General features: G+C 56.2%; 18 protein-coding genes. 7 read left to right on the forward strand and 11 right to left on the reverse strand.

Annotation, left to right across the window (positions count from 1 at the left end; translation table 11 throughout):
- The 3 genes from AC0L7R_RS18950 to AC0L7R_RS18960 all read right to left on the reverse strand — a co-directional run.
- Positions 1 to 2,082: DUF7507 domain-containing protein (locus tag AC0L7R_RS18950; protein WP_473660898.1), on the reverse strand; the 2,082-nt coding region annotated here is incomplete at its 3' end.
- Positions 2,083 to 2,333: 251 nt separating this feature from the next.
- Complete coding sequence (locus tag AC0L7R_RS18955) at positions 2,334 to 2,777, reverse strand: lysozyme family protein (protein ID WP_473660899.1); 444 nt, start codon at positions 2,775 to 2,777, stop codon at positions 2,334 to 2,336.
- Between the two features lie 170 nt (positions 2,778 to 2,947).
- On the reverse strand, positions 2,948 to 3,511 hold the full coding sequence (locus tag AC0L7R_RS18960; protein WP_473660901.1) for a hypothetical protein: 564 nt from the start codon (positions 3,509 to 3,511) through the stop codon (positions 2,948 to 2,950).
- Between the two features lie 268 nt (positions 3,512 to 3,779).
- Here AC0L7R_RS18960 and AC0L7R_RS18965 point away from each other — a divergent pair, with 268 nt between their 5' ends.
- From AC0L7R_RS18965 to AC0L7R_RS18995, 7 genes are all read left to right on the forward strand, one after another.
- The gene (locus tag AC0L7R_RS18965; RefSeq protein ID WP_348107956.1) at positions 3,780 to 4,856 is read left to right on the forward strand and encodes an OmpA family protein; all 1,077 of its coding nucleotides are present in this window, start codon (positions 3,780 to 3,782) and stop codon (positions 4,854 to 4,856) included.
- A 144-nt stretch (positions 4,857 to 5,000) separates the two neighbouring features.
- Complete coding sequence (locus tag AC0L7R_RS18970; protein ID WP_473660903.1) at positions 5,001 to 6,281, forward strand: OmpA family protein; 1,281 nt, start codon at positions 5,001 to 5,003, stop codon at positions 6,279 to 6,281.
- Between the two features lie 36 nt (positions 6,282 to 6,317).
- Positions 6,318 to 6,566: a hypothetical protein gene (locus AC0L7R_RS18975; protein ID WP_348107954.1), complete on the forward strand. Its 249-nt coding sequence runs from the start codon at positions 6,318 to 6,320 to the stop codon at positions 6,564 to 6,566.
- A 100-nt stretch (positions 6,567 to 6,666) separates the two neighbouring features.
- Positions 6,667 to 7,917 (forward strand): sarcosine oxidase subunit beta family protein, encoded by a 1,251-nt coding sequence (locus AC0L7R_RS18980; RefSeq protein ID WP_473660906.1) that lies wholly within the window; start codon positions 6,667 to 6,669, stop codon positions 7,915 to 7,917.
- Positions 7,918 to 7,978: 61 nt separating this feature from the next.
- Positions 7,979 to 8,266, forward strand: coding sequence for a sarcosine oxidase subunit delta (locus tag AC0L7R_RS18985; RefSeq protein ID WP_247129778.1), 288 nt, complete (start codon positions 7,979 to 7,981; stop codon positions 8,264 to 8,266).
- A complete protein-coding gene (locus AC0L7R_RS18990) occupies positions 8,263 to 11,181 on the forward strand; it encodes a sarcosine oxidase subunit alpha family protein (protein ID WP_473660908.1) in 2,919 nt (972 codons plus the stop codon). Before AC0L7R_RS18985 ends, AC0L7R_RS18990 begins: the two co-directional genes overlap by 4 nt.
- Complete coding sequence (locus AC0L7R_RS18995; protein WP_473660910.1) at positions 11,174 to 11,734, forward strand: sarcosine oxidase subunit gamma; 561 nt, start codon at positions 11,174 to 11,176, stop codon at positions 11,732 to 11,734. The genes AC0L7R_RS18990 and AC0L7R_RS18995 overlap by 8 nt, the downstream gene beginning before the upstream one ends.
- Here AC0L7R_RS18995 and AC0L7R_RS19000 read toward each other — a convergent pair.
- The 8 genes from AC0L7R_RS19000 to AC0L7R_RS19035 all read right to left on the reverse strand — a co-directional run bounded on the left by AC0L7R_RS19000 (position 11,731) and on the right by AC0L7R_RS19035 (position 20,345).
- Positions 11,731 to 13,137 (reverse strand): pyridoxal-dependent decarboxylase, encoded by a 1,407-nt coding sequence (locus AC0L7R_RS19000; RefSeq protein WP_473660912.1) that lies wholly within the window; start codon positions 13,135 to 13,137, stop codon positions 11,731 to 11,733. The two genes, AC0L7R_RS18995 and AC0L7R_RS19000, sit on opposite strands and share 4 nt — an antisense overlap.
- Positions 13,134 to 13,898, reverse strand: coding sequence for an SDR family NAD(P)-dependent oxidoreductase (locus tag AC0L7R_RS19005; protein ID WP_473660914.1), 765 nt, complete (start codon positions 13,896 to 13,898; stop codon positions 13,134 to 13,136). The genes AC0L7R_RS19000 and AC0L7R_RS19005 overlap by 4 nt, the downstream gene beginning before the upstream one ends.
- 12 nt (positions 13,899 to 13,910) lie before the next feature.
- Complete coding sequence (locus tag AC0L7R_RS19010; protein ID WP_473660916.1) at positions 13,911 to 15,398, reverse strand: TRAP transporter large permease subunit; 1,488 nt, start codon at positions 15,396 to 15,398, stop codon at positions 13,911 to 13,913.
- Positions 15,395 to 15,922: a TRAP transporter small permease subunit gene (locus AC0L7R_RS19015; RefSeq protein WP_473660918.1), complete on the reverse strand. Its 528-nt coding sequence runs from the start codon at positions 15,920 to 15,922 to the stop codon at positions 15,395 to 15,397. The genes AC0L7R_RS19010 and AC0L7R_RS19015 overlap by 4 nt, the downstream gene beginning before the upstream one ends.
- Before the next feature lie 56 nt (positions 15,923 to 15,978).
- Entirely contained in the window at positions 15,979 to 17,019 is a 1,041-nt protein-coding gene (locus AC0L7R_RS19020; protein WP_473660920.1) for a TRAP transporter substrate-binding protein DctP, read from the reverse strand.
- Between the two features lie 96 nt (positions 17,020 to 17,115).
- Positions 17,116 to 18,066: a ParB N-terminal domain-containing protein gene (locus tag AC0L7R_RS19025; protein WP_473660922.1), complete on the reverse strand. Its 951-nt coding sequence runs from the start codon at positions 18,064 to 18,066 to the stop codon at positions 17,116 to 17,118.
- The gene (locus tag AC0L7R_RS19030) at positions 18,066 to 19,397 is read right to left on the reverse strand and encodes an AAA family ATPase (RefSeq protein ID WP_473660924.1); all 1,332 of its coding nucleotides are present in this window, start codon (positions 19,395 to 19,397) and stop codon (positions 18,066 to 18,068) included. Before AC0L7R_RS19030 ends, AC0L7R_RS19025 begins: the two co-directional genes overlap by 1 nt.
- A gap of 24 nt (positions 19,398 to 19,421) precedes the next feature.
- Positions 19,422 to 20,345 carry a helix-turn-helix domain-containing protein gene (locus AC0L7R_RS19035; RefSeq protein WP_473660926.1) on the reverse strand — a complete coding sequence of 308 codons (924 nt, stop codon included), beginning with the start codon at positions 20,343 to 20,345 and terminating at the stop codon, positions 19,422 to 19,424.
- Between the last annotated feature and the right edge of the window lie 87 nt (positions 20,346 to 20,432).

Here is a 20,432-nt window from a genome sequence, read left to right on the forward strand (position 1 = left end):
CGTGAACAGCATTTCGGGCGATTGGGTCGCAGGCACAGTCAGGTCAACTTCGGCAGACGTCACTGTTGTACCCTGCAAGGTCGCCCCTGCGACGCTGGCCGTGTTCATCACAGACCCGTCGTCCAAATCGGTCTGGCCGATCGTGTAAGCAGCAGATGTACACACAAGCGGCGGATCGGTCGGCGCCAAAGTCGTGGGGGTACAGGTGACCGCAACTTTATCATCCGTCACGACAAGGTTCTCGATCGTCACGGTTCCGGTGTTCGTCACGACATATTCATAGACCAACGTTTGGCCGACAGTGTCATAGGGGTTTGGCGATCCGGCCTGCAGACGCTTTTCGATGGTCAGCCCAGTGCTGGTGATTGCAGGGACAGTGACGCTATCCGTGTCAGATGCAGTCACACCACCGACAGTAATTTCGGCGGTAGCCGTGTTGACGACCTGTTCATCGTCAAGTTCACCCTGCTGGATTGTCAGGCTCGCCGTACATGTAATCGACGCACCGGGTGCGACGGTGCCAGCCGGACAAACCGCGCCACCTGTTGTCACATCGGTGATGGTCGGGGCGGACGGCCATGTGACGTTGCCCGTGTTCTGAATGACAAAGCGGTAATCAATCGTGTCGCCAATCGCGTCGTAATTAGCCACCAGTGCGGATTTATCCAAAGTCAGCGCAGGCGCCGCAGTTGGGCCGTTCAACGTATCAGTCGCGGTCGCGGTCACCGATTGCTCCGGCCCTGTCGCATTGACGGTTGCAGTGTTGTCGAGCGTCGTGCCGTTCAGCACAAAATTATCAACGTCGCTTTGCAGCACGGTGTAGTCGGCAGAACATGTCGCCGTGTTTACAGTATTGTCGACGGACAGCGGCGCAAGGCTTGGGATCGTACAAGATAGGCTTGGCAGCTTGGGATCGGTCACAACAACATTTGTCAGTGTCGTGTTCCCAGTGTTGGTGATCGTAAAGTCATAGGTCACTGTCGTGCCGGCGGCCCCGAATGGATCAGGGCTGCCTTGCTTGTCCAGCGTCACAGCAGAATTACGAGGCGGGCCAAAAACCGACACTTGGTCGGTCACTTCGCCCAGTTCACCATATTCAGGTGTACCATTCGCGCGGGCAATGTTTGTGACTTCGCCTGCATCGACGTCGGCCTGCGTCACAATATAGTCGCCAGTACAGGTCAGGAAATTCGCAGCACCTGCACCAGCCGGCACAGGTTCCAACACATTACCTGGCGCCGCAGGACAGGACACATTCGTAATCTTATCGTCGACGACAGTAATGTCACTAATACGGACAGACCCGATGTTGCGGACCAAATAGGAATAGCTCAGCGTGTCACCGACAACCAAGAACGGCTCTGGTCCGGCAGTCAGGGTCTTTTCAAATTCGTATCCCGGCGCGACAGTCCGCAGATCATCGTCGCCCAAACTCGGTCCGCGACGGAAATCCCAATAGTTGTCGTTTGGATCGTCGTCGAAAACCTGCGCGACGGTTTGGTTCGTCGTCAGGATGTTATCCAACAGCGCCTGATTGGTCGAAGCAAACCAACCGGTGTTAAAGACGTTATTCCCAAAACCGTCTTCGAAACCAAAACTAGTCGTACCAGTATTGTCTGTCCGTTCGGTCGTAATGCCGGACCAGCTGCCAACATCAAAGTTGTTGATCCGCAGCGAAATGTCGTCTTCATCAAAACCGCCGACTTGGGTGTCACCGTCGTAAGCAGAAAAACGGATATCCATGCGGGCAATCGACCCGCCAAAATAATCGGTACAGGTCGTGAAGCCACAATCAAGCGAGATAGGATTGTTGATCGTAAACGGGTTCCCACGGAACTGGGTGGGCTGACCATTCGAATTGAACCCGCGGAACGCGCCATCGGGATCGGAGAACTGATAATAGATGTTGCCGTTGATACCAGTCAGAACAATCGCAACACCGCCAGCTTCGGGATATTCATCCGGCAGCTCGACACCCGTTGCAGGCACCATTGTTGTGAAAGGTGTCGCCAAAGCACCGGTTCCAAGAACCGACGTGCAAACTGCAAAACACACTGCCTTCGTGTTGCGCCACATTTTCATGATCGCGCCCCCCGTACTAACTAGCCCTCGCCCTATTATTTTGGACGTTATTAACGGTATTTTTACCACCTTAAGGTATGCGACACTTTGCTGAAAGACGGAACACCAAAAACGCTACCAAACTGGCCCTGCCGAAAATTGACGCAAATGCAACACAACCTCCGACATACCTAAGGCAAAAGATATTAGGCTATAGACCCGATGTGCAGGGGGAAATTCCGAGGATCAACGCCACGACGACGCGACGCGCCTTAGACGGTTTCGTATTTCGCGGCGAAGTCTCGCAAGGTCAGGTTCACGCAGTTGTCACGCGTTATGGCGAACTGCATCGTACTGATCTTCCAAACACCGTCTCGCAGCTTGAGGATCACAAAAGCTCCATAAGACGGTTCGTTCAAAAGTTTGCCGTTGCAAACAAGGCGGGTCGTATACGTGGCCCAAAGCGTATCATCACTTTTCAAAACGGCCTCTTGGCAGGTCCGGACCATATGCGTCACCTGTTGCGACCGCAGTTGATGGATGAACCCTTCGCAGATCGCGCGCATGTCCGCTTCGGATTTGGCAACCGTCACACGATCCATCGTTTCCAGCGTGCAGGGTAAATCGCAAAAGCCCATCGTGGCTTCAACGTCGCCCGCAACTGTTGCGTCACCTTGGCGATCTAAAAAGTCTTGGGCAATCTGATAGGCATCCATGGGCAACAGCGCGTTCCAAATCCTGACGGCGCGGTGTCTCTCCGACGCGTGTACATTGTCGCGACAAACCCGAAAAAGTCAACGATACACTCCGTCAGCGCCCAAAACCAAAACGGCCGAACAGCTTGATCTGCTGCCCGGCCGTTCTGTAAAAATGGTAGACGCTGCGATTATTTGCAGCCATCCATCGCCCAATTGCGCAATGTCAGCTTGAACGCACCGCCATATGGATGGGGCTTTACCAAGTTTTCGGCACCCGCATCGTTCAGGTAGGTGTTCGCCTGATCACATAGATTGGCTTGCTCCCACGCGTGGCAATCCGAACATTCCTGTTCTTTCCAGTATTCGTCCGGCAACCCTTCCACGGGCGGAAACAACGGTGACGCAGCGATCAGTTCTTCAAGGGATTTGCCGATAATTTCGGGCGACCCTTCAACAAGCGGAACACTGAACGCAACAGGCGCGGGTTCAACCCCTTCAGTCGGGGCTTCAGCAGCGGCTGCGCCATCTGCTGGCTGTGCGGTTGCCAATTCCAACCACAACAAATCGATCATGCGGGCCTTCGCGTCTTTGGCGTAGGTCCCATCTGGGAACTGTTCAATAAATGCGAACACTTCTTCAGATGTCGTAGCCGTCTGCGCAATTTCCCACGCAGCTGTTTCTTCGGCTGTTTGTGCCTTGAGGCTGGCAGTACTTGCCAACACCATGGCACCAATCACTACTAACTTTTTCATTATGAAATCTCCGTAACCTCATCCGAAACAAAACCAGATACTAGGCTCGCGTGGCAACCCCCCGCCCCTAAATGTTTCGTATGACGCCCCCAATGCTTCAACATTACTTCAAAAACTGCACAATTGCGTCACACTTTCACAACAATTGAACTGTTCAACGGCCATCATGCCGCTCCTCCACAGGAAGTGTCCTGACCTGCGATATTAAGTGCAGTTCTTATGATGCAGGGGGCAGCGCCGAGATTTGATCATTTGGAGGACGAGAGTCATGACGAATAAACAAAAGATGTTATCTAAGAGCGTACGCAATATCCTACTTGCAGGTCTGGTCGCACTAGGACCGCAAACAGCAATGGCCCAAAGCGTGTTCGCACCCGGTTGGACCATGAACACCGAAACCGCATCCCTGCGTTTCCAGTCCGTGAAAAAAGAAACGGTCGTGGAATCCAGCACATTCGGCACATACACCGGCAGCATCGATGAAAACGGTCTGGCGTCAATCCGCATCCTGATGGATTCCGTCGACACAAACGTCGACCTGCGGAACGTACGTATGCGTTTCCTGATGTTCGAAACATTCCAATACCCAGAAGCAACCGTCACAATGCAGCTTGATCCGGCACAGCTGGAGGACCTCGAAGAGGTGCGTCGCAAAGTGATGAACGTGAACTACACCATCGATCTGCACGGCGTCACATCCGACCGCGAAGCAGAAATTGCCGTGACCTTACTGGACAACGACACCGTGTCCGTCACATCCGCCACACCAATTTCCCTGCCTGTTGCAGACTTCAACCTCGAAGGTGGTCTGGCGAAACTCGAAGAAGCAGCCAAAGTGGATATCATCCCGTCTGGCACAGTGACATTCGACTTCACGTTCAACCGTGCAGACAGCGCGCAGGAATTTGTGACGGCATCCAACGCGATGAACGCCGAAGCAGGCTTTAACGTCGCAATCGAAGAAGAAGGTAACTTCTCTTTGGCGTCTTGCGAAAACCGCTTTGACACGATGTCCCTGACCGACAACATCTACTTTGCACGTGGCAGTTCACGTTTGGACACAACGTCCGAACCGATCCTGAACAGCATTGTGGAAATCGTAGACCGTTGTCCTGATCTGGCGATCCGCATTGGCGGCCACACAGATTCAGACGGCAGCGAAGCAAACAACCAGGTACTGTCCGAAGCCCGCGCACAGTCCGTTCGCACATTCCTGATTGAAGCAGGCGCAGATGGCCAACGCGTTGACGCAATCGGCTACGGCGAAACCATCCCTGTGGTTGCTAACACAACTCCTGAAAACAAACAGCGTAACCGACGGATCGAATTCTCTATCGTCGAATAATTACGTCACGGGCGGCCCCTATCTTTGGGCCGCCCTTCCCCGTAGGCTCTGTTTTAAGCGTCCGCGCTTCGTTATAAAAATTATGCGGTTTCATCCCAGTCATTGCGGGGTGCGATCCAAGTCAAGAATTGCAGGTTTGATACAATGAAAACCCCCCTTATTCTTTCCACTGTCGCAGCCACCGCGGGTGTATTCTATTTCGCAGTACAATCCGCACCGACAGCGCAAGACCCTTCTATCGCTGAAAACGCAGCGCAGGAATTAGCGGCCTTGCAGACCCAATTCGACACGGAGCGGACAACGCTGACAGAACAAACCGCCGCGTTGAACGCGCAAATCGCCGAAATCGAAGGGGCTGGTCAGGGCCAACAAGACGCGCTGGATGACGCAATCGCCCAACGCGACCAACTGACGGCTGATCTGGACGAAGCGACGCAGAGATTGACTGCTTTGACCGACGAAAACGCAACGCTTGTAACAGATAAAGACGCATTGACGGCTGACATGGCGACGCTGCAATCCAACATGGACACGCTCAGCGCTACGTCGGGCGATGCGTCAACCGAATTGACAGCACTCACCGATCAGATTGCAGCGGGTCAGCAGGAACTGGAAACGTTGCAGGCCGCAATGGCGGATATGCAAGCAGAACAGGGAACGCTGAACGACACCATCGCAACGCTTGAAGCCGATGCAGCCGCCGCAACCGAAACCATTGCAGCGCTCGAAAGCGAACGCGATACCTTGATGGAAACGGTCGCAAACCTCGAATCCGTCAGCGCAAGCGACGCCGACACAATTGCCGCCCTTGAGACTGAAAAATCCGAACTGGCAGAAACCGTCGCAACGCTGGAACAATCAGCAACTACAGCGGCAGCCGTGCCAGACACCCAGATCGCTGAATTGGAAGCACTGGTTGCAGAAAAAACAGAAGCCGCCGAAGCCGCAACCGCCAATGCAACCGACCTTGGTGAAAAAGCAGCCGCTTTCGCAGCCGAAATCACAACACTTCAGGCAGCATTGGCCACACGTGACACTGAAATCGAGCGGCTTGGCGCGGCATCCCCCGCGCAAGCGTGCCAAGACCAAACCGACGCCGCTTTGGCAGACGGTGCAGTCAGCTTCGCAAACGGCACCCCTGTGCTTGACGATGCAGCCGGTACGACACTGGACGCCATCGCAGCCATCGCCCTAGCTTGCGCAGAACAAGGTCTGACGCTTGAAATCGAAGGCCACACAGATGGGTCAGGCGGTGAAGCGACAAATCTGCTGCTCAGCAACGGACGCGCCAAAGCTGTCGAAACCTACCTGACGAATGCAGGTGTGCCAGCAAACGCCATCCGCTCTGTCGGGTTTGGGGGCAACTATCCTATCGCTGACGCCGATCCGGCCCAAAACCAGCGTATCGTTTTTGACTGGGAATAAGATCCCTCACGCCTTTAGAAGAAAGCTTGAAGAGCCATGTTAACACCTTCAATCCATATCCTTACCTTCTTGTCGGCAGCCTTTGTCTTAGGCTTGGCGTTGGGATGGATCCTGTGGAAATTCAAAACAGAAACCGCAGGTGAATCCACGGACACCGAAGTCCAGTTCTGGAAACAGCGTTGGGATCAGTCAAGGCTGGAACTTGACCGCGAACAAAACAAAATCGAGGCGCTCGAAAAAGAACGGGACACCCTCAAGGACAAACTGAAAAAGCCGACGAAATAACGGCATTTCCAGAAAATGTCGGTAATGGACCTTCACCTGTTCATATCACTAGTGACATTGCAAAAAGCTTAGCGCAGGCTTGACGAAAGAGGTCGTCAAGATGCGCTATTCTGGTTTCAAAGTGATGTGGGAAGCCCTGACAGGGCACAAAGGGTGGACGCCTGCGTGGCGTGATCCTGACCCGCAACCCCATTACGATATCATCATCATCGGTGGTGGCGGGCACGGGCTTGCCACTGCGTATTATCTGGCCAAGGAATTTGGTCAAAAGCGGATCGCAGTGCTTGAAAAAGGTTGGATCGGCGGCGGCAACGTGGGCCGGAACACCACGATTATCCGGTCCAATTACCTGCACGACGGCAATATCCCGTTCTACGAATTTTCACTGAAGCTGTGGGAAGGGCTGGAACAGGATTTCAACTACAACGCCATGATCAGCCAACGCGGCGTGCTCAACCTCACCCATTCGGACGCGCAAAACGACGCTTACCTGCGGCGTGGGAATGCGATGCGGATGCACGGGTCCGATGCGGACATGCTGGACGTCGACCAGATCAAACAGATGTACCCGTCGCTGAACACCACCGACGCGCGGTTTCCTATTAAAGGCGGGTTGTTGCAAAAACGGGGCGGCACGGTCCGTCATGACGCAGTGGCATGGGGTTACGCACGCGGGGCCGACAGCCTTGGCGTGGATATCATCCAGAACTGCGAAGTGACGGGTTTCAAGATCGAAAACGGCACGGTCACAGGCGTGAAAACGACGCGGGGCGACATTGGTGCAGGGAAAATCGGCTGCGCCGTGGCCGGATCATCGTCGCGGCTTTTGGCAAAGGCGGACATGCGCCTGCCCATCGAAAGCCACGTCTTGCAGGCCTTCGTCAGCGAGGGTCTCAAACCGATCCTCCCGGGAGTGATCACCTTCGGCGGCGGGCATTTCTATTGCAGCCAGTCGGACAAAGGCGGTTTGGTCTTTGGCGGCGACATCGACGGGTACAATTCCTACGCACAACGCGGCAATTTGCCTGTGGTCGAAGATGTCTGCGAAGGCGGCATGGCGATCCTGCCGATGATGGGCCGTGCCCGCGTGCTGCGGATGTGGGGCGGGATCATGGACATGTCGATGGACGGATCCCCGATCATCGATAAGACGTATATCGACGGGCTCTATTTCAACGGCGGCTGGTGCTACGGCGGCTTCAAAGCAACGCCCGCTTCGGGCTATTGTTTTGCGCATCTTTTGACGCGCGGTACACCGCACCCGACAGCCGCAGCCTACCGCATGAACAGGTTCGAAACCGGTCATATGATCGACGAAAAAGGGGTGGGCAATCAGCCCAATTTGCATTGATGCGCGTCCTTCCCCTTTCATCCGTTCCGTTCGCCGCAGCCGTCCTTCCTAAAGGTGCCGCATGATCATCAATCATCCCCTTCTCGGCCCGCGCGACGCGTCGGAATTCACCTATCTTGGCAGCGCGTCCCTGCTCGACCGGCCTGACCCAGCCCGCGATACCGCTGCCGCAGATTTCCACGATTACGCCTACTTGCGCGACAATCCCGCAGGCTGGCACGACGAATTATGGTTCCACGAAGCGGGCGATCGCAGCTGGTTGGTTGTGACGCGCAACACCCTGACCCACGAAATCGCAGAGGTTCAACTCGCACGCGACGTGGCCCGCCGCCGGGGGCAAGACAGATGACACAAATCAACCGTTTACCCGGCGGCCTGATCGACAAATCGCAGACCCATCGATTCATGTTCGACGGCAAATTCTACGAAGGTCATCAAGGCGACACGCTCGCCTCTGCCCTGCTGGCCAATGGTGTTCGGCTCATGGGGCGTTCGTTCAAATACCACAGACCCCGCGGACCACTTGCAGCGGGGTCAGAAGAACCCAATGCTCTGGTGTCCTTGCGCGGTGGTGCGCGGGCGGAACCGAACACGCGTGCCACGACTGCCGAACTTTACAACGGTCTGCTGGCCCACAGCCAAAACCGGCTCGGGTCGCTGAAGTTCGACGCACTTGCGATCAATGACCGCCTGTCCAATTTCCTGACTGCCGGGTTTTACTACAAGACCTTCATGTGGCCCGCAGCCTTTTGGGAAAAGCTGTACGAACCGATCATCCGCCATGCCGCGGGCCTTGGTGCGCTGTCGGGTAAAAACGATCCGGACACTTACGACAAAGGGTTCCTGCATTGCGATTTGCTGATCATCGGGGCGGGTCCGGCGGGGCTTGCGGCGGCATTGACCGCTGGGCGCGCGGGCCAAGACGTGATCCTCGCTGACGAAGATTTCCGCATGGGCGGCCGGCTGAACGCGGAAACCTACCAGCTTGGCGATCAGTCAGGCGCGGATTGGGCAGCGACCACCATCGCCGAACTCGCCACCTTGCCCACTGTCCGGCTCATGACCCGCACCACAGTGATCGGGGCCTTTGATCATGGCACTTTTGGCGCGCTGGAACGTGTCAGCGACCACATGCACACGCCTGATCTGGGCAAGCCCCGCCAAATCCTGTGGCGCATCTACACGCAGCGCAGCATCCTCGCCGCTGGCGCGATTGAACGGCCTATCGCCTTTGATAACAACGACCGCCCCGGCATCATGCTCGGCTCTGCGATCCGGACCTACGCCAACCGCTACGCCGTCACGCCTGACAAACGCATCGCGATTTTCACCAACAACGATGATGGCCACCGCACCGCCGCTGATCTGCACGCAAAAGGTATCAAAATCAGCGCCGTGGTCGATGTGCGCCCCAATCAATCGCGCAACGAAAACTACGAAGTCCTGCAAGGCGAGGTCATCGACACCAAAGGCCGTCTTGGCCTGACGTTCGCGGATGTCCGGCTAGCCGACGGGTCCATGCGCACGCTTGAATGCGGCGCGCTTGGCATGTCCGGCGGCTGGAACCCCAACGTGCATCTGACCTGCCATCAAGGCGGGCGACCCATTTGGAACCCCGACATCGCAGCCTTTGTGCCGGGTGCAACACTTCCCCCCGGTATGACCGTTGCGGGTGCCGCCAGCGGCGCATTTTCCACCCACGCAGCGCTGCAATCGGGCGCGGCCGCGACGAACCTCAAACCTACGGATCTGCCGCAGGCCGAAGATGCGCCAATCGAGATCAAACCCTTCTGGTACGTGCAGGGCTGCAAACGCGCATGGCTCGATTTCCAGAACGACGTGACGGTCAAAGACGTAAAGCTCAGCCACCAAGAAGGGTTCCGCGCGGTCGAACATCTGAAACGCTACACGACCCTTGGCATGGCCACTGATCAGGGCAAAACCGCCAATCTTGGCGGGCTGGCGATCATGGCCGAACTGACCGGAAAAACCATCCCGGAAGTCGGCACTACCATGTTCCGCCCGCCCTACACGCCAACGGCAATCGGGGCCTTCGCGGGCCGTCACGTGGGCAAGCATTTCCACCCGACACGTCTGACGCCGTCCCACGCATGGGCAAAGGAACAAGGCGCGGTTTTTGTCGAAGTCGGCAACTGGATGCGCGCCCAATGGTTCCCGCAAAAAGGCGAAGAAACATGGCGCGACAGCGTCGATCGCGAAGCATTAGCCGTCCGCAATGGCGTCGGCGTTTGCGATGTCACCACGCTAGGTAAAATTGACGTACAGGGCACTGATGCGGCGGCTTTTCTCAACAAAATCTACTGCAATGGCATGGGTAAAATCCCTGTCGGGCGCACCCGCTACGGGTTGATGTTGCGCGAAGACGGGATCGTCATGGACGACGGCACAGCGGCACGCATAGCCGACGATCATTTCGTTGTCACCACCACCACCGCCAACGCGCTATCCGTCTATCGGCACATGGAATTCGTGCGCCAATGCCTGTGTCCTGACATGGACGTGCAACTGATCTCGATCACCGAAAGCTGGGCGCAATTTGCGGTCGCCGGACCCAAATCCCGCGATGTGTTGGCGCAGATCGTGGACCAAGACATCAGCAACGACGCGTTCCCCTTTATGGCCTGCGCCGACATCACCGTCTGCGGCGGTTTGCCCGCGCGTCTTTTCCGTATTTCGTTCAGTGGTGAGCTGGCGTTTGAAATCGCCGTGCCAACCGCCTACGGCGACGCGCTGATCCGCAGGATTATGGACGTAGGTGCACCCCTCGGGATAACGCCCTATGGCGTCGAAACGCTCAACGTACTGCGCATCGAAAAAGGCCACGTGACGGGCAATGAACTCGACGGGAACGCAACGGCAGCTAACCTTGGCATGGGGCGGATGGTGTCCCAAACCAAAGACAGTATCGGCACGGTCCTATCGCGCCGCGCAGGGCTGAATGCGAACAACGATTTGCGTTTGGTTGGCATCGTACCCGTTGATTCGTCAGACAAAACACCCGCAGGTGGGCATCTGGTCAACACCGGCGATCCCGCAGATGCCGCCCACGATCAGGGCCACGTCACATCGGCCTGTTATTCGCCCGATCTGGGGCATCATATCGCACTCGGGTTCCTCAAAAACGGCGACAACCGGATCGGCGATACCATGCGGCTTGTGTCGCCCGTGACAGACGTTGATATCGCAATCAAGATCGTCAGCCCGCATTTCATCGATCCACAGGGGGACCGGCTTCGTGCATGATCTGATACCCACCACCGCGCTTGGCGGAACTACCCCGCGCATCGACACATTCGACCACGTCACCATCGCCGAAAATGACGGTTTGGCGCTCGCGTCTGTATCCGCGCGACTGGGACAAGAAACCGCGTGTCACGCGCATCTGGCAGCACTTCTTGGCGCAGTCCCCGCCCCCGGAAAGGTCGTTCTACACGATCCCGAAGCGGGTTTCTGGGTCGGGCCGGATCAATGGATCATAGGCGCCCCCCGCGAAACACACGCAGACCTTGCCGTGCAGTTGAAAAACCGGTTTGGCGGAACCGCATCCATCACCGATCAATCCGGCGGTTGGGTCGCATTCGACGTCACCGGACCCGAGATGCGTGATCTATGCGAACGCCTGTGTGCCGTGCCTATCCGACGCATGCAATCCGGCGACGCACAGCGCACCATGATCCATCAAATCTCTTGCTTCGTGATCAAACGCATCGACCCCGACCACATCCGAGTCCTCGGCCCCCGCGCATCGGCAGGGTCACTGCATCACGCATTGATCACGGCGGCAGCGGCGCTTTAGCTCGCGTCGCTGATCGCCTGCCAAACCTCTTGGATGACATCCAACGCCAGCATTACATCATCGCGGGTCGTATCGAACTGGCCGACCTGAAACCGGATGATTTTTTGCCCATCAAACGCGCCTTGGGTCACGTAAATCCGCCCATCATCATTCAACGCATCAACAAGCGTTTGCTGCATCGCATCGTCGCCGGGGCAGCGGAACGAAAACAGGCTGAACATCGGTTCTGTCGTGATTTCGAACCCGTCAAGTTCACGGATCGCCGCGCATAATTCACCTGCCCACAGCACATGGTTCCGCATCCGTGTCCGCAGACCGTCCAATCCATATGACCGGATCAGGAACCAAATTTTCAGCGCCCTGAACCTGCGTCCCAGCGGAATCGTCCACTCGGAATAATTCGTGACCGCTTCGCCCGTGGTCTTTAGGTATTCCGGTTCGATTTTCAGCGTATTCAACTGCGGGGCCGCATCCCGCAAAAACTGGACAGAACAATCAAACTGCGCGCCCAACCATTTGTGCGGGTTGAAAACGATGCTGTCGAACCCTTCAACGTCTGCCCAGAAATCAGCCCTGAATTCCGGACAGATCATCGCCGATCCGGCCCAAGCCGCATCCAGATGGGTATACAGATCATGGGCCTTCGCGACCGCCAAAACAGGCCCCAACGTATCGCACGCCCCGATCCCTGTCCCACCCGTAATCGCAATGATCCCCGCAGGCGTATGGCCGGCGGCAATATCAGCCTTAATCGCGGCATCGAGCGCATCAGGATCAATACCGTAACGCGGCCCCAGCGTGCCGATTTTCACCAGATTATCCTGCCCGATCCCCGCGACCCAACAGGCCCGATCAATCGACGAATGGACCTGATCGGAGCAGTAGATCCGCAAGGCCCCCTTCCCCGCCAATCCATCACGGTTGCCGGTGTATCCGGTGGCCCGTTCGCGCATGGTCAGCACGGCAGACAGGGTCGCAGACGACGCGCTGTCTTGGATCACGCCGGTGAAGCCATCGGGCAGTTGCATCGCTTGGCGCAACCAGTCGATCATCACGCCTTCGACCTCGGTTGCAGCAGGCGACGTTTGCCACAACATACACTGGGCGGCGACCGTGTTGACCAGTTGTTCAGCAAGCATCGACGGCGGGCTCGCATTCGCAGGGAAATAGGCAAAGAAACGCGGGTGCTGCCAATGGGTCATGCCGGGCATCACGATGGATTCGAAATCATCCATGATCTCGTCCATCGGCTCTGGCCCCTCAGGCGGGGCTATAGGCAACTGCGCGGCGATGTCCCCTGCCCTTGTCTGGGCGCGCACAGGACGCTCACGCAGCGATTTGTGGTACGCACCACCCCATTGGGCAATATGTTCGCCCCACTGCGTGTAATCGTCCCAGTTCATCGCGCAGGCAGCCGTGTGGCCCCATCCAGTCGGATTACCGTGCCGTTCAGGTACGGATTGCGCACGATATCACCCGCCAATTGGGCAAACTCAGCGGGATGACCCAAGCGCGCCGGATGCGGGATATTCTTCGTGATCGCAGCCGTCGTTTCATCCGGCAGGCTTTCCATCATCGGCGTGTTGAATAAACCGGGGGCAATCGCCATGACACGCACGCCCGGTTTGGCCAATTCACGGGCCGCAGGCAGGCACATGGACGCAATCGCGCCCTTTGATGCAGCATAGGCCGACTGACCGATCTGACCGTCCTCATAGGCGGCAGAAGACGTGTTAATCACCACACCGCGTTCACCATCCGCGAGCGGGTCCATCTCAAGCATCGCTTGCACGGCATAGGTCATCACGTTGTAAGACCCAATCAAGTTTACCTCGATCACACGACGGAACAGATCAACAGATGCCTTGCCTTCACGGCCCACAATACGCGCAGCATGTGCTAGCCCGGCGCAGTTCACCGCAACGCGTGGGCCCTGCCCAAAATGATCCGTCACGGCCTTGATGCAATCCGCGACCATCGCTTCATCGCTAACGTCGCACTTCACCGCAAAGCCACCGATCTCGGCGGCAACTGCGGCCCCACGATCTGCATCAAAATCAAAGATCGCAACCTTCGCGCCAAGATCGGCAAAGTGCCGCACAGTGGCTTCGCCCAAACCGCTTGCACCGCCAGTGACAACTGCCACTTGTCCTGAAATATCCATTGTCTTCCTCCCTTAAAACCACGGGATCGCAAACAGCGTGATCGCGGGAAAAGCGACCAGCAGAACGACCCGAAATAGATCCGATGCAATGAAGAACAGCACCGCTTTATAAGTCTCTAACATGGGGGTATCGCGGTCCATCGCGCCAATGATGAACAGGTTCATCCCCACGGGTGGCGTGATCAAACCGACCTCGACCACGATCAGAACCAGAATGCCAAACCAGATCGCAATCTGTTCGGTATTGATCCGGTTCAGCGCACCGTTATTGGCACCACGAATACCCAGTTCGCGCAGCATCTCGCGCGGCAGTTCATTGCCCGCAGCAAGCAGCGCTTTTGCCTCTGCGATCAACGCAGGGGGCGCATCCAAAACAGTGTCTAACTTGGCGGAATGCAGTTCAACCATCGTCACAAACTGAAAATCGAGCCCCTGCATAATCGGCCAGAAAATCGGTATCGTGAGCAGGATCATCGACAGGCTATCCATCAAGCAGCCTAGCAGCAGATAGAACACCAAAATCACGATCAGCACGCCCCACGGGCTTAGCCCCTGTTCGACCACCCATGCGGCCACTTCTTGCGGGACTTGGGTCAATGCGAGGAACCCGTTGTAGAACGCCGCCCCCAACACGATGAAAAAGATCATCGCGGTCGATTTCGCCGTCACACGAAAGCTTTCGCCAAGCGTCGCGAACGTCAAACCGCCCCCGACCCAAGCGATGACACCGGTGCCAAATGCGCCTACTGCAGCGCCTTCTGTTGGGGTAAACCAGCCCGCGTAAATCCCGCCAACAACGAGACTAAACACCGCTAAAACGGGCCAAACAGCAAACACGGCACGGAACCGATCCGCGTAAGGAATGCGCGGTCGCGTGCCCGCGCTGTCAGGCTTCAGGCGGACATAAATCGAGATCGCCAAGACATACCCCAGCGCCGCAATAATCCCCGGAACAAAGGCCGCCAGAAACAGCTTTGCGATGTTCTGTTCGGTCAGGATTGCGTAGATCACCAGCACCACAGAAGGCGGGATCAGAATGCCCAATGTGCCGCCCGCTGCCAATGTCGCAGATGCAAAGCCACCGGAATAGCCGTAACGCTTCATTTCAGGCAGCGCCACACGGCTCATGGTGGCAGCCGTGGCCAATGACGATCCACAGATCGCGCCAAAGCCCGCACAGGCCCCAATCGCGGCCATGGCAACGCCGCCCTTCTTGTGGCCTAGCCAACTCTCGGCGGCTTTGAACAACGCTTGGCTCATCCCCCCCAAGGTCGCGAAATGGCCCATCAACAGGAACATCGGAATGATCGACAGCGAATAGCTGGAAAATGTCGTGTAGGTTTCGGATTTCAGACGGGCAAAGGCGATCAACCCACTACCGTTGACCATCCAAAGCCCCGCAAACCCCACGCTAAACATCGCAAGACCAATCGGAACACGCAGGAAAATAAGACCCAGTAGAACCGGAAATGACATGGCGCCAATAAACAGATCCGTCACGTGTCAGCGCCTTGCATTTGGGGCAGCTTATCTTCGCCCGCAATCACCGAAAACACGCGCATTCCTGCGATATAGACACTGACCACGGCGGATATCCCGGCGCCGATCATGCAGGCCGCATATCCCCACCACACCGGAAATTCGATCAGGAACGACGTCTGCCCCGACCGCAGTTTGCTTTGCATCCCCGCGAACAATTGCACCGCGATCACGACCAACACGGCGGCGAATAACAGATCAATGCACATCTGCAAAACGCGATCCGCGCGGGGTGACAAACGTTGGGTGAAGACATCCACCGTCGCGTGGCTGCCTGTGATCTGACACAGCGGCAGAAACGCGAAAATGGCGAAAGCGACGCCCGCTTCGACAAGTTCGAAATCGCCGGTGATTGGGCCTGCACCAAACAAGCCATTCATGCTGCGGCCTGCAATCGACAGGCACGTCATCACGATCAAAAGCGTTAGCATGACACCGCCAAGATAGGCCATCACGCGCGAGATAGAGTAGAAAAATGCGTACATTCTGGCCTCAACAGACGCCCCGATATTCCCAATCGGAGCGTCCTGATCTTGTGATTTTAGTAGTCGGCCGTCGCGCCAGCGCACGACCCGGACATCAACGCACGCGCCTCGTCAATCAAGGCCTGACCATCGCGGCCCTGCTCTGACATCTCGGCAATCCAATCCGTGTAAATAGGCTGGACCACAGGCGACCAATCCGATGCGGCAGTTTCAGCATCAATCGTGATGATGTTGTTGCCAGCTTCATCCGCAATCGCACGGGCGGGCGCGTCGGCGGCTTCTTGTGTGGTTCCGGCAAAGACCGAAAATTCCAGACCGGAATTCGCATCCATGATTGCCTGCAAATCAGCAGGCATCGCGGCGTATGAATCATTATTCATCGCCAGAACGAAGGTCAGGTTATACAGCGCCGGACCTTCAAATTCCGTGTGGTTTTCAACCAGTTCAGGGATCTTCAAGGCGGTCGTGACTTCCCACGGGATCGTGGTCCCGTCGATCACGCCTTTGGACAATGCTTCTGGCACAGCAGGCACAGGCATCCCGACGGGTGTCGCACCACCGCGTTCCAGCAACTGGTTCACAAGACGCGACCCACCGCGGATCTTCATGCCTTCCAGATCGGCTGGCACTTCGACAGGATCAGCCGTGTGGAACATGCCCGGACCATGTACCCATGTGCCAAGAACATGCACATCGGCAAATTCTTCCTGCATGTGGGCTTCATACATCGTCCAATAAGCGCAAGACGCTGCACTGGCGTCTTCAACCATGAACGGCAGCTCAAAGACTTCCGTCGTTGGGAAACGACCTGGCGTATAGCCAACCACGGTCCAAACGATATCCGCAACACCATCAATTGCTTGATCCATCAGTTCGGGCGGGGCACCACCAAGCGCCATTGACGCAAAGCGTTCGACCTTGATACGGCCGTCAGACGCGGCTTCGACTTTGTCCGCCCAGACGTCAAGAATCTTTGCCGGAACAACAGCTTGCGCAGGCAAAAACTGGTGCAGATTGAGCGTGACGTCTTGGGCCAAGGCCCCGGTCGCAGACAATGCTAGTGCCGCAGCACCCAAAGCGGTTTTCGTGTGGAACATCAATTATCCTCCCCTTGATGCACAAAGTCTGGCACATCTGTTTCCCGTTGTCCCGCGCAAATGATCAGGCCAATCCCCCTCCGGCAGACGATAGGATCATCGCGATTTTGCTTGGTACTTCTGAACAATCTTGGCGATTTCACCCAACATAGGCTCTAAATCCGCCTCTGCGATCTGGGTTTGTTTCATGCTGATATCATACCCGCGCGGGCCAAGTTTGGCGGCCATCCGCACACCGCGAACATCATAGGGCTGGGTATATTCGCCCGTCAGTGCCTTCGGCAGCAGTGGGGTCACCCGTTCGCCGCGTTTTAGTTTCGGGATCATTGCACGATAGCTGCGTTTCGGAGCCGTCGCGATATCAACCTGATCCATGATCTGCTGACGATATTCGAGACACGCCAGACCCAGCGAAACATCACCCTGCCCGACCCCAAGACGTGCTGCGATTTCGGCCTGCGTCAGCTCACCCAAACTGCGCGCTAGCAAACCAATAGAAATCAGTTCTTCGAACCCGTTCAGGTTCCGACGCATCGTGTTTTCGTGGAACCGTTCTTCAAGGTCAGCAAGACCCTGATCGCCCTGCGTCGTGCTGATAATCGCAAGTACAGGCAGACCCAAAGCGCGACATGCCTCCAGCCTGCGACGGCCCGATTGGATCATAAACTGATCGCTGGTTTTCAGCGGGCTCGCTTGGTCCGGTGTCCAATCTTCGTCCACAGGACGAACACGAATTGGCTGCGTCTGACCACGGCGTTTGATGTTGGCTTTCAGCGCCGCGAAATCTTCGTCTTCTTGCCACGGAGATAACCGGTCACTGCCGACCTGATCCACGATCTGCGCAGGGTCTAATTCAAGCGAAACCGTGCCCGCCATGACACCTGCATAAAGCGATCCATGGGCGTCTTCGATCCGCTGCTTCAGCATGTTCATCGCCGATCCGGCCCACATGCCCCCCATACTGCCCTTGCGGTCTTTTTCAGGCTCTACAGGCGGGGTTAGTGTCTCTTCTGGGATCGTCGCGTCGAGTTTGCGTTTGCGGGCCATCAGCTCCAGCGCTCCTCTATGAATGTTTTGGCAAAGCCTTTGGTTGGTAGATCCGGCCAGACCTTTTGCACCAGTGCGTCATTCACCGCGTTGGCATTTGCCATGAACGCTTTTGCCGACGCACGACGGGTCTTGGGCGGCAGGTATTCGTAGATGCTTTTGTATTCCTCAGCCGCGTTCGCAATCGCATCAGATCGGGTGTACCAGACCTGCATGACCTCGCGTGGGGCCTTGCGATACAGGTCCAAAATCTGGTCCGTATCTTGACTGTTTTGTTCCTGCACGATGGTCGGAAGAACCGCATGTTCGCCCTTCCCGATCTCAATATCCGCTTCGAACCCCATGATGAATTCAAGGTATTCACCGATGTTCGACACATAGGTCGCAAGCGTAGCTAGATCGAAGCCCTTCATCGTCTGCGGGATAATAACGTTGTCCGCTGCGACCAATCCGTTCAACTGCATCAACGTCAACGACGGCTGCTGGTCAATGACGATCACATCGACCGTTTCACCCAACGCTTCTTCATATTTTGCAATATCAAATTTGCCATTATCACCACGGAGATCATCCAGCGCCGTCTTCGGCCCGTTGCCCTCATCCCACGTTTTGATCGCATCTTTCAGGACGCGGTACACGGGCACTTGGGTGCTTTGCGACATGAAGAACAGGCTGATATCGCCGTTCTGAATATTCGCGCCACCGGGAATCAATTTGATACCGGGCCAAGGCGTGCCTTGCCAAATCGCATCCAGCGCGGTCGCATCACGGTTTGTTAATTTATCTGCACCAGGTTCATCTACGCCCATAAAGTCGGCAAGCGTTGGTGTATCCGGTTCAAACAGCGGCAACTTTTCGTCGGCGAAATACAGACTAACCGTAGCCTGCGGATCGGCGTCAATCACGCCCACCCGCAAACCATAATGCAGGTTCACGTACTGGGCGAAATGCGCAGCGCTAAGCGATTTACCGGTCCCGCCTTTTTGCGCACCAAACGTCACAACCTTCACCGGCTGATCCTTCGTCCGCCAATGCATGTAGGGGCGTTTGGCGGCAGGGTTCGACCCTATGATCGCGCGGATCAACATGATCTCGGACGGGGAAAATGTCCGCTCGCGCCCCCGCTTTTCGCCCTCGGGAAACGCTGATTCTTCGTTTGATATGCGCGTCAGGTAAGTCGTGTCGACGGACAAAAGCCCCGCGACTTCGACCATCGAAAACCGACGGGCGACGCGCGTACGCAAAGTTAGGTCGCGCTGCAACTTTGTGTTCACCGCGCCCATAACGCGGCTCATGTTGCGAATGAATTGTTCGAATTGCCCGTAAGCCATCAAATTATATCCACGGATATATTGTTATCCAGCCGCAAAAGATGCGGATGGTTTTGTTGCGCCTAAACAATCTGAGCGCAGCGATTTCTGCAAGGTCTTTTGTGCCAATTCCCAACGCTTCAGGTGCGATTTGAGCAGGATTCTTTTTTGTTGATCAGTCACGACCTTCGCTGCTTTCATCAGTTTAGCGAATTGTTCATCGCTCGGTGGCCGCCGCCAATGGACTTCCCACGTCTTTTCGATATGCGTTAATAGTTGATCAAGGTTGGCTTGAGAATATCCGGCTTTGACAAGATATTTGGCCTGATCGGTCAATGCATGTTCATCTGTCGCGACCCGAAGTTTGCGCCAAGTGGCCCGAAGCGCAGAAATTATATCCGCGGATATAGCCAAGTCACTGGCCGCAGCATTCACAGCATATTCACTGTTGGACAGGGTATCTGCTGAGGGAAACCGCGCAATGGTAGGGTAGGGGGCACCGCGAAAACAAGCAGCCCAATCATCGAGCAGCTTATCCAAAACACAAACCGCCGCAGGCGTAAGTTGATTTAAATGACTCTGTTTTTTAGATTCTCTAAGGCGTTCATCCTGCTGAACACCGCGTTCATTTTTCTGAACGACTTTGCCGGTTAGCGATGCGCGCCAATCCTTCCAAAACGTCACCTGATATTTGAGGCGATAGTTGTAACCGTTCGCTGTTTTCTGCTCTGTCGTCGTGACCAAATCAGCCGCGCGTAGGTCTTTGATGTAACCGGAAATGGCGGACTTCGATCGCCCCAACCGGTCACTGAGTTGGTCAAGCGATGGCCAGCAAAAGCCGTCCGCGTTGGCCATGCGACACAGTTCGACCAAAAGGCGGAACGCACCGGGGGTGAGATCAAGTTCTAGGACTTCGACGGGCAGGGCGACAAAGCCTTTTGCGCGGTCGAAAGTGGGATGCTCGGACATAATTTCCTCGTTTCCGCAAAGCTATTGCTTGCGAATTTTATGCCACGGCGCTAATGTCAGGGTAGAACAGATGATAAGCCCGTGGGG

Source organism: Yoonia sp. D2-7, from assembly GCF_055809435.1.